Consider the following 10,015-nt stretch of genomic DNA (forward strand, 5'->3'; position numbering starts at 1 on the left):
TCTATTGCTTTTTCCGGAATACGTTCCATAATCAGGAACGCTAATATCTTAACAAAGGAGACAAACCGCATGAAGAAGACGATGAAAAAACTGGTGGCCGGCGCTGCCCTGACCATGGCTGCATTCGGCGCTTTCGCGGCCGATCCGATCAAGGTCGGTTCGGTGCTGTCCGTTACCGGCCCGGCTGCCTTTCTCGGCGACCCCGAGCTGAAAACCCTGCAGCAGTATGTCGAGGAGATCAACAAGAAGGGCGGCATCATCGGCCGTCAGCTGCAGCTCGTCCATTACGACGACGGCAGCGACGCCAACAAGGCCAACGGCTTCGCCAAGCGCCTGATCGACGACGACAAGGTCGACATCATGGTCGGCGGCACCACCACGGGGGCCACCATGTCGATGGTGCCGCTGGTGGAAAAGGCCGGCGTGCCGTTCATCTCGCTGGCCGGGGCGGTGGTCATCGTCGATCCGGTCAAGAAGTTCGTCTTCAAGACCCCGCACACCGATCGCATGGCAGCTGAAAAGGTCTTCGAGGACATGAAGAAGCGCGGCATCAGCAAGGTCGCCCTGCTCTCGGAAACCTCCGGCTTCGGCCAGTCCGGCAAGAAGGAAACCGAAGGCGTCGCCGCCAAGTACGGCATCACCCTGGTGGCCAGCGAAACCTACGGCCCGAAGGATACCGACATGAGCCCGCAGCTGACCAAGATCAAGACCACGCCGGGTGTCCAGGCCGTCTTCATCTTCGGCCTCGGCCAGGGTCCGGCCATCGCCACCAAGAACTACAAGCAACTGGGCGTCACCCTGCCGCTCTACCACGCCCACGGCGTCGCCTCCGAAGAGTTCATCAAGCTCGCCGGTCCGGCTGCCGAAGGGGTCCGCCTGCCCGCTGCCGCGCTGTTGGTCGCCGACAAGCTGCCGGCCAGCGATCCGCAGAAGAAGGTCGCGGTCGACTACACCAAGGCCTTCCAGGACAAGTGGAAGACCGACGTGTCCACGTTTGGCGGCCACGCCTACGACGGCCTGATGATCGCGCTCGACGCCATCAAGCGTGCGAACAGCACCGACAAGGCCAAGGTTCGCGATGCCATCGAAGCCACCAAGGGCTACGTCGGCACCGGCGGCGTGGTCAATATGTCGGCCACCGACCACATGGGCCTCGACCTGTCGGCCTTCCGCATGCTGGAAATCAAGAACGGCGACTGGAGCCTTGCCCAGTAATCGCCTGACGCAGTACCCGTAGTCAAAAATAAAGCACAAGCCGGGTTCGGGCCGCCATCGACCCGAACCCGGCAAATCCCTCCAACCCCACGGAGAACATCATGTATACCCAGTCATTCAATGTGCCGGATTCACCCGGCGCGAAGAACGTGACACTGGCTCCCGCCAGCGAAGACCCCGCCCTGCAGGCCGCTTTCGACACCCGCATCGACGCCGACGGCCGCATCGAATCGCAGGACTGGATGCCGGAAGCCTATCGCAAGACCCTGGTGCGCCAGATCAGCCAGCACGCCCATAGCGAAATCGTCGGCATGCTGCCCGAGGGAAACTGGATCTCGCGCGCCCCCAGCCTCAAGCGCAAGGCCATCCTGATCGCCAAGGTGCAGGACGAGGGCGGCCACGGCCTCTACCTCTATTCCGCCGCCGAAACCCTGGGCACCAGCCGCGACCAGATGTTGGAAGGCCTGCACAGCGGCCGCGCCAAGTACAGCTCGATCTTCAATTACCCGACCCTGACCTGGGCCGACGTCGGCGTCATCGGCTGGCTGGTCGACGGTGCCGCGATCATGAACCAGGTGCCGCTCTGCCGCTGCTCCTACGGTCCCTACGCCCGCGCCATGGTCCGCGTCTGCAAGGAAGAGTCCTTCCACCAGCGCCAGGGCTACGAAGCCCTGCTGGTGATGATGACCGGCACCGCCGAACAGAAGGCGATGGTGCAGGACGCCGTCGATCGCTGGTGGTGGAAGTGCCTGGCCATGTTCGGGCCGCCCGACGCAGACAGCCCGAACAGCGCGCAAGGCATGCGCTGGGGTATCAAGCGCGTCTCCAACGACGAGCTGCGCCAGAAATTTGTCGATGCCACTGTGCCGCAGGCCAAGGTGCTCGGCGTCACGCTGCCCGACCCCGATCTCAAGTGGAATGAAGCCCGCGGCCACCACGACTACGGCCAGATCGACTGGAACGAATTCTGGGAGACCGTGAACGGCAACGGTCCCTGCAACAAGGAGCGCCTGGCCACCCGCGTCAAGGCGCACAACGAAGGGCAATGGGTGCGCGACGCTGCGCTGGCCCACGCCGCGAAGAAACAAGCACGAAATGTGAAGGAAGCAGCATGACGACCGCACTGAAAGAATGGCCGCTCTGGGAAATCTTCGTCCGCAGCAAACAGGGCCTCGAACACAAGCATTGCGGCAGCCTGCACGCCGCCGACGCCGCCCAGGCGCTGGAAATGGCCCGCGACGTCTACACCCGCCGCCAGGAAGGCGTCAGCATCTGGGTCGTCGAATCGAAAGCGATCACCGCCAGCAACCCGGACGAGAAGGGCGAACTGTTCGACCCGGCGGCCGACAAGATCTACCGCCATCCGACCTTCTACGAGATTCCGGACGAAGTGGGGCACATGTGATGAATCCCGCCACCGACTACCTGCTGCACCTCGCCGACAATGCCCTGGTCCTCGGCCAGCGCAATGCCGAGTGGTGCGGCCACGGCCCGATTCTCGAAGAGGATATCGCGCTGTCCAACGTCAGCCTTGACCTGATCGGCCAGGCACGCCTGCTCTATCAGCTGGTCGCCACGCTCAAGGGCGGCAGCACCACCGAGGACCGGCTGGCCTACTTCCGCGACACCGGCGAGTTCCGCAACTACACGCTGCTCGAACTGCCGCATCATGGCCCGCTGTCCGGCTACGCGCAGAGCGATCTCGACTACGCCACGACCATCGTCCGCAACTTCCTGTACAGCGCGCTGATGGCGCTGCTCTGGGAAGCCCTGGAAAAGTCGGCCAATGCCGACCTGGCCGCCATCGCCGCCAAGTCGCTGAAGGAAGTGCGCTACCACCTGCGCCATTCGCGCGACTGGCTGGTCCGTCTCGGCGACGGCACCGACGAATCGCATGCCCGCGCCCAGGCCGCGCTCGACCACCTGTTCGCCTATACCCAGGAATTCTGGATGCCCAGCCCGGCCGAAGCCACCGCCATCGCGGCCGGCATCGGCGTCGATGTGGCGGCGCTGCAGGCCGACTGGAACGGCATCGTCGATGCCGCGCTGGCCGAGGCCACCCTCAAGCGCCCGACCGTCGGCGGCTACGTCACCGAGGGCAAGCAGGGCATCCATTCCGAGCATCTCGGCTTCCTGCTCGCCGAAATGCAAAGCCTGGCCCGCGCCCATCCGAACGGTGTCTGGTAAGCGATGAGCGCCAGCGTCGAAGCGGCCTGGGCCGCGCTGGAAGAGCTGACCGACCCGGAAATCCCGGTCATCTCCCTGCGCGAGCTGGGCATCCTGCGCGACGTCCGTGCCGCGACGGACGGCCTGGAAGTGGTCATCACGCCCACCTACAGCGGCTGCCCGGCGATGGGCCAGATCGAGGACGACGTGCGCGCCACCTTGCAGCGGGCCGGCATTGCCGCCCGGGTGGTGACGCAGCTGGCGCCGGCCTGGACGACGGACTGGATGAGCGAGGCCGGCAAGGAAAAGCTGCGCGCCTACGGCATCGCGCCGCCGCACCAGACGCCCGCCGGCAGCAGCGTCGTCCGCTTCATCAGCAAACCGGCCAAAGCCGAGACCGTGCCCTGTCCGCGTTGCGGCTCGGCCCGCACGGTCGAATCCTCACACTTCGGGTCGACGGCCTGCAAGGCGCTGTACAAGTGCCTCGACTGCCAGGAACCGTTCGACTACTTCAAGCCTTACTAGCGAGGCAAACAACATGTCAGCCCCCCGTTTTCACGAACTCACCATCAAGCGCGTCAGCCCCGAAGCCGCCGGCTCGGTGGCGATCACCTTCGATATCCCCGCCGCCGCGCGCGATGCCTTCGCCTTCCAGCCCGGCCAGTTCCTGACCCTGCGCGCCAGGGTCGATGGCCAGGACGTACGCCGCAACTACTCGATCAGCAGCCCGAAGAGCCGCCTGGCCGAGGCCGGCGAGCTGGAAATCGGCATTCGCCCGGTCGAGGGCGGCCTGTTCTCCAACTGGGCGGCACAGACCCTGAAGGCCGGCGCCAAGCTCGACGTCATGCCGCCGGACGGTCGCTTCGTCGTCAGGAAGCCGCGCGCCATCCACCGCGTCGGTTTCGCCGCCGGTTCGGGCATCACGCCCATCCTGTCGATTGCCGCCAGCACGCTGGAGGAGCAGCCGGAATCCAAGTTCACGCTGGTCTACGGCAACCGCCGCATGTCCAGCGTGATGTTCAACGAAGCCCTGCAGGACCTCAAGGACCGCTATCCGGCCCGCCTGACGCTGATCCACATCCTGTCCCGCCAGGCGCAGGAAGTGGACCTGCTGCAGGGGCGCATCGACGGCGCCAAGGTGCAGGCCATCATCGACGCCTTCCTGCCGGTGGCCAGCATGGACGAGGTGTTCGTCTGCGGTCCCGAGGCGATGATCGAAGCCACCGAACAGGCCCTGCTCGCCGCCGGCGTGCCGGAAAACCGCGTCCATGCCGAGCGCTTCACCTCCGGCCCGGCGCAGGCCGCCAAGATCCAGGCCGATACCGATGCGGCGCCGGGCAAGCAGGCCGCGGCCAAGGATATCGCGCTGACCATCGTGCTTGACGGCAAGCAGCACGAGCTGCATATCGGCGCCGACGAGCACGTCCTCGATGCCGCGCTCGACGCCGGCCTCGACCTGCCCTTCTCGTGTAAGGCCGGCGTGTGCTGCACCTGCCGCGCCAAGGTGCTGTGCGGCGAAGTGGTGATGGACAAGAACTTCACGCTGGAAGCCGACGAAATGAAGCAAGGCTACGTCCTCAGCTGCCAGGCGCGCGCCACCACCAAGAACCTGACGGTCAGCTTCGACGATCGCTGACCCTACCCGACACTGCACTTGGGCCGCCCTCTAGTCCCCTCGGGGGCGGCCATTTTTTTGGAGAATTCCATGTCCCAGCTTGTCCTCAGCGAAGTCATCGGCAAGGTAGGCCTGATCCGCATCAACCGGCCGGAGGCGATGAACGCCCTGAACAACGATGTCGTCGACGGCATCGGCGCCGCCATCGACGCCTTCGAAGCCGACGAGGCCATCGGCTGCATCGTCATCACCGGCAACGAAAAGGCCTTCGCCGCCGGCGCCGACATCGGCTTCATGAAGAATTTCGACTACATGCACGCCTACAAGACGGACTTCATCACCCGCAACTGGGAGCGCATCAAGACCGCCCGCAAGCCGGTGATCGCCGCGGTGGCCGGCTTCGCCCTCGGCGGCGGCTGCGAAATGGCGATGATGTGCGACATGATCTATGCCGCCGACACCGCCAAGTTCGGCCAGCCGGAAATCAAGCTCGGCACGCTGCCCGGGGCTGGCGGCACGCAGCGCCTGCCGCGCGCCGTCGGCAAGGCCAAGGCCATGGACCTGTGCCTGACCGGGCGCATGATGGATGCGGTCGAGGCCGAGAAATCCGGCCTCGTCGCCCGCGTCATCCCGGCCGAGCAGCTGCTCGACGAAACCCTGAAGGCGGCGCAGACCATTGCCGGCTTCTCGCTGCCGGTGGTCATGATGATCAAGGAATCGGTCAATCGTGCCTTCGAATCCAGCCTCAACGAAGGCCTGCTCTTCGAGCGCCGCGTTTTCCATTCCGCCTTCGCGCTGGAGGACCAGAAGGAAGGCATGGCCGCCTTCGCCGAGAAGCGCAAGCCGACGTTCAAGAACCGCTGAGGCCGACCATGTACGAAACCCTGGAAATCGAACGCACCGGCAAGGTCGCCACCATCTGGATGAACCGCCCGGCCGTCTTCAATGCCTTCGACGAGCAGTTGATCGCCGAACTGGCCGCCGCCTGCAAGGAGCTGGATGCCGATGCCGGCGTCCGCGTCGTCATCCTCGGCGGCCGCGGCAAGCACTTCTCGGCCGGCGCCGACCTCAACTGGATGAAGCGCGCCTCGCAATTCACGCATGAGCAGAACGTCGAGGACGCCCGCAAGTTCGCCGGCATGCTGCGTACGCTGGCTGGCATGAGCAAGCCGACCATCGCCCGCGTGCAGGGCGCCGCGCTGGGCGGCGGCACCGGGCTGACCGCTGCCTGCGACATGGCGGTGGCCAGCGACGATGCGGCTTTCTCCACCTCCGAGGTCAAGTTCGGCATCATCCCGTCGGCGATCAGCCCCTACGTGCTGCGCGCCATCGGCCCGCGCCATGCCCTGCGCTACTTCCAGAGCGCCGAGCGGATCAGCGCCCAGCGCGCCCTGTCCATCGGCCTGGTCGGCGAGGTGGTGCCACGCGAGGAGCTCGATGCCTGCCTCGCCGGCATTGTCGACGCCTTGCTGGCCGGCGGCCCGCAGGCGCAGAAAGCGGCCAAGGACCTGATTGCCGCCGTGCATGGCCAGCCCATCGACGAGATCATCAGCGAGGAGACGGCGCAGCGCATCGCCCGCCAGCGCGCGACCGACGAAGCGAAGGATGGCATCGCCGCCTTCCTCGACAAGCGCCCGCCCGCCTGGCTGTAGGCGCGGCCCGTCCGGGGCGTGCCGGCGGGTAGAATGACGGCCGACAACCCCGGCGCCGCCGGGGATTCCCCGCTTTGACCAGGACCGCCATGCCCGCCAAATCTTCGTTCACGATCGCCCTGTTCGCCGCCGCGCTGCTCTCCGGCGGCGCTTTTGCCGCCGAACCGCCGGGGCATCACGCGCACCACCACGCCTTTGCCCCGGATGTCGATGCCTTTCATGCCGTGCTGGCGCCGCTCTGGCACGCGCGGCCGGGCAAGGAGCGTTCGCGGAATGCCTGCGCCCAGGTCGGGCAGCTGGAAACCTTGGCCGGGAACATCCGTTCCGCCGACGCCAAGCCGCTGCTGAGCAGCCTCGCGGGGTTGAAGAAGCAATGCCGGACCGCCCCGGGCGACATCGACGCCGCGTTCTTCGACGTGCACGAGGCCTTTCATCGCCTTATCGACTGAGCGGCCGCTCGCCCGGCCGGCGTAGTGTCGGAGCAGCCTGGCGGGTTTCGCCTCAGGTCGGGATCTTCGGCTCGCCGTGCGCGCCCAGGCGCACCGACAGGGCTTCGGCATGGCGCCGCAGGCTGCCGACGACTTCGCCGTCGGGGCTGGTGTCGAACATGCCCTGGACGCCGACGACCAGCACGGCCATGCTGATCTCGTTCTTGAAATTGAAGACCGGGGCGGCCACGGCCTCGACGCCGGGAACCTTGTGCTGCCCGCCGGTGGCCGCGAAACCGAGCGAACGGACTTCGGCCAGCATGGCCTCGACCCCCGCCCGGGTTCTCAGTTCGGGCGCCAGCCTGGCGTGTTTCAGTTCGTCGGCGATCATCGGCGCCACCGTCTTTTTCGGCATCCAGGCGGCGAAGACGCGGCCGGTCGCCGAGGACAGCAGGTCGAGCACGGTGCCGGTGATGACATTGACCGTGATCGGGCGGCGCGGCCGTTCCCAGCGCACGATGACCGGCCCCTTGTCGCCCCACACGGCGAGGGCGGTGGTCTGGTTGATTTCGTCGCGCATCTCGGCGATGGCGGCGAGGCCGAGCCGGACGCGATCCAGGCGGTCGAGGGCGACCAGCCCGATGTTCATGGCAAAGGGGCCGAGGTCGTAGCGCGAGGACATCGGGTCCTGTTCGACCAGGCCGGCCCGGATCAGGCTGACCAGGTAGCGGTGCGCCTTGGAAGCCGGCATGTCGGCGGCGGCCGCGATTTCCTTGAGCATCATCGAGCGCTGGCCATTGACCATGGCGCGCAGGATACCCATGCCGATTTCCAGCGACTGTACGCCGTGCTTGCCATCGATGTCGTCGGTCATGGTTTCTCCTGAAGTTCTGTTATTTGAAATCGGTTCTATAATACAGCACAGCAATTCCGAAGAGAGTATTCCCATGCCAGCCTTGAGAGTCTATGCCATCGACGGCATCGTCCCGGTCGTTGATCCGACGGCCTATGTCCATCCCAGCGCCGTGCTGATCGGCGACGTCATCGTCGGCCCCGGTTGCTACGTCGGGCCCTGCGCCAGCCTGCGCGGCGATTTCGGGCGCCTGATCCTGGAAGCCGGCGCCAATGTGCAGGACACCTGCGTGATGCACGGTTTTCCCGGCACCGATACGGTGGTCGAGGAGAACGGCCACATCGGGCACGGGGCCGTGCTGCACGGCTGCCGCGTCGGCCGCAACGCCCTGGTCGGCATGAACGCGGTGATCATGGACAACGCCGTGATCGGCGAGGCGAGCATCGTGGCGGCTTCGGCCTTCGTCAAGGCCGGCCAGGAAATTCCGGCGCGCACGCTGGTGGCGGGGATGCCGGCCAAGGTCATCCGGCCCCTGAGCGACGAGGAAATCGCCTGGAAAACGGAGGGGACGCGGACCTACCAGGACCTGACTCGCCGCTGCCTGGCGAGCATGGTCGAAACGGCCCCGCTGAGCGAGGTCGAGGCGGGGCGCAAACGCATCGAAATGCCGGATGTGATTCCGCTGGTCGAATTGAAAAAGCGGGAAGGCTGATCCGCGCTTTGCCAAGTTTCAGGCCTTGAGCGGGTCGTATTGCGAAAAGCGGGTTGCCAGCGACACATCGACGACCGGAACGCTGCCGTCGGCAAGGCAGAGCAGCTCGTCGAGGTGTCGGTTGGACGGCAACTCCAGGCGTTTGTAGAGTTCCTTGCACAGCAGGCGCGCCTGTTGGCCGGGCCAGTCGGCGGGGAGCAGCACTTCGGGCAGTTCCGGGTCGCGCAGCAGCAGGCGGCGATAATCGTGGATGAGCAGGATGCGCAGCAGGAAGGCTTCCTGGTCGGTGATGGCCGCCAGGTGGTCGCGCCGGAGTTCGTCGACGATGGGCTGGTAGGTGGCGACGAACTGGCTGTAGTCGTCGGCCAGCGCGCTGAGGTTCCAGGCGCGCCCGACGAGGTCGGCATCGCTGGCCGACTGGGCGGAGCGAGAGTCGGCGGCGAACAGCGGCAGCAGGGCGCCCAGCGAGGAGGACAGTCCTTCGGCGATCAGGGCGTCGAGCACGCTCGGCAGTTCGGCGCTGGGGTGCACGAAGCAGTCGGCGCCGAGCGCGCCAAAGCCCTGCCAGAACAGCGCGTTGCGCACATGCTCGCGGGTCTTCGGGTCGAGTTCGCCGACCACCAGAATCAGGCGCCAGCGGCGGTCCCACAGCGGGGCGTGGGCGGCGTAGATGTGCCGGGACGCTTCCTCGAAGCGGCGCCGGCCGGATGGCGTCAAGACATAGTCGGCGCGCCGGCCGATGGTTTCCGTTCTCAGCCATTCGTCCTTGGCCAGGCGGAAAACCGAGGTGCGGATCAGGCGTTCGTTCAGTTCCAGGGGCTCGAGCAGACGGATCAGGCTGCCCAGCCAGATCCGCCCGCCGCGCGGCAGGATGGCGTCGCCGAACATGGTGATGATCAGCGAACCGGCTTGCACCCGGCGCTGTTGTCGGAAAGTGTCGAGGCGTTGCTGGACGAGAGAGCTCACGATGTTCGAAGGCGATGAAACGGAGGGGGCGAGCAATGGACTCCCGGCGAGTCCTGCGCGGATTGGAGGCGATTATACTGCAGTTGCGTATCGCTTTCCGCTTCCGGTTGGGGGATGAAATCGCGCATTCGCCATAGATTTTTGCATTTGTTGATACACGATTTTGTTGATTGTTTTGTTTGGTGTATCGCGTCTGGGTCGCTTGCAACGGGGTCGCCGGCCTCGGTTGTCCGCGGGTGTCGGACGCCGATAGGTCGCTGCGGCAGGGGCGCACCGGACGGAGCGGGGAAATGTGGTAGATTCGTTTCCGCTCTTGGCGGCTTTTTGGCTGGCAAGCTTTTGAATTTAATGGCATGTTTTGGCCGGGGAGTGTTCCCGGTGAGCGCCGCATGCCGTTCCGGTTGCTTC

Annotated in this window: 12 protein-coding genes; 10 read left to right on the top strand and 2 right to left on the bottom strand. The window is 65.8% G+C overall.

What is annotated here, in order from left to right; all coding sequences use genetic code 11:
- Positions 1 to 69: 69 nt before the first annotated feature.
- From Q0P59_RS16285 to Q0P59_RS16325, 9 genes are all read left to right on the top strand, one after another.
- Positions 70 to 1,215: an ABC transporter substrate-binding protein gene (locus tag Q0P59_RS16285; protein ID WP_295008210.1), complete on the top strand. Its 1,146-nt coding sequence runs from the start codon at positions 70 to 72 to the stop codon at positions 1,213 to 1,215.
- 101 nt (positions 1,216 to 1,316) lie between these two features.
- A complete protein-coding gene (paaA, locus tag Q0P59_RS16290) occupies positions 1,317 to 2,330 on the top strand; it encodes a 1,2-phenylacetyl-CoA epoxidase subunit PaaA (RefSeq protein WP_295008213.1) in 1,014 nt (337 codons plus the stop codon).
- Positions 2,327 to 2,620: a 1,2-phenylacetyl-CoA epoxidase subunit PaaB gene (paaB, locus tag Q0P59_RS16295; RefSeq protein WP_295008215.1), complete on the top strand. Its 294-nt coding sequence runs from the start codon at positions 2,327 to 2,329 to the stop codon at positions 2,618 to 2,620. The genes paaA and paaB overlap by 4 nt, the downstream gene beginning before the upstream one ends.
- Positions 2,620 to 3,402, top strand: a complete 783-nt coding sequence (paaC, locus tag Q0P59_RS16300; RefSeq protein ID WP_295008217.1) for a 1,2-phenylacetyl-CoA epoxidase subunit PaaC — start codon at positions 2,620 to 2,622, stop codon at positions 3,400 to 3,402. Before paaB ends, paaC begins: the two co-directional genes overlap by 1 nt.
- A 3-nt stretch (positions 3,403 to 3,405) precedes the next feature.
- Complete coding sequence (paaD, locus tag Q0P59_RS16305) at positions 3,406 to 3,906, top strand: 1,2-phenylacetyl-CoA epoxidase subunit PaaD (RefSeq protein WP_295008219.1); 501 nt, start codon at positions 3,406 to 3,408, stop codon at positions 3,904 to 3,906.
- 13 nt (positions 3,907 to 3,919) lie between these two features.
- Complete coding sequence (locus tag Q0P59_RS16310; RefSeq protein WP_295008221.1) at positions 3,920 to 5,017, top strand: 2Fe-2S iron-sulfur cluster-binding protein; 1,098 nt, start codon at positions 3,920 to 3,922, stop codon at positions 5,015 to 5,017.
- Positions 5,018 to 5,086: 69 nt separating this feature from the next.
- Positions 5,087 to 5,860: an enoyl-CoA hydratase gene (locus Q0P59_RS16315; RefSeq protein ID WP_295008223.1), complete on the top strand. Its 774-nt coding sequence runs from the start codon at positions 5,087 to 5,089 to the stop codon at positions 5,858 to 5,860.
- Between the two features lie 8 nt (positions 5,861 to 5,868).
- Positions 5,869 to 6,648, top strand: a complete 780-nt coding sequence (locus Q0P59_RS16320; protein ID WP_295008225.1) for an enoyl-CoA hydratase/isomerase family protein — start codon at positions 5,869 to 5,871, stop codon at positions 6,646 to 6,648.
- Between the two features lie 89 nt (positions 6,649 to 6,737).
- Positions 6,738 to 7,097, top strand: coding sequence for a hypothetical protein (locus Q0P59_RS16325; RefSeq protein ID WP_295008227.1), 360 nt, complete (start codon positions 6,738 to 6,740; stop codon positions 7,095 to 7,097).
- 52 nt (positions 7,098 to 7,149) lie between these two features.
- Here Q0P59_RS16325 and Q0P59_RS16330 read toward each other — a convergent pair whose 3' ends face one another.
- On the bottom strand, positions 7,150 to 7,950 hold the full coding sequence (locus Q0P59_RS16330; protein WP_295008229.1) for an IclR family transcriptional regulator: 801 nt from the start codon (positions 7,948 to 7,950) through the stop codon (positions 7,150 to 7,152).
- Between the two features lie 73 nt (positions 7,951 to 8,023).
- Between Q0P59_RS16330 and paaY the strand changes: the two genes are divergently transcribed.
- Positions 8,024 to 8,641 carry a phenylacetic acid degradation protein PaaY gene (gene paaY, locus Q0P59_RS16335; protein ID WP_295008232.1) on the top strand — a complete coding sequence of 206 codons (618 nt, stop codon included), beginning with the start codon at positions 8,024 to 8,026 and terminating at the stop codon, positions 8,639 to 8,641.
- A gap of 18 nt (positions 8,642 to 8,659) precedes the next feature.
- Here the strand turns inward: paaY and paaX are convergent, their stop codons facing one another.
- The gene (gene paaX / locus Q0P59_RS16340; protein WP_295008234.1) at positions 8,660 to 9,607 is read right to left on the bottom strand and encodes a phenylacetic acid degradation operon negative regulatory protein PaaX; all 948 of its coding nucleotides are present in this window, start codon (positions 9,605 to 9,607) and stop codon (positions 8,660 to 8,662) included.
- Between the last annotated feature and the right edge of the window lie 408 nt (positions 9,608 to 10,015).

Origin of the sequence: uncultured Dechloromonas sp. (genome assembly GCF_945957265.1) — a bacterium.
Classification (GTDB): Bacteria; Pseudomonadota; Gammaproteobacteria; order Burkholderiales; family Rhodocyclaceae; genus Azonexus.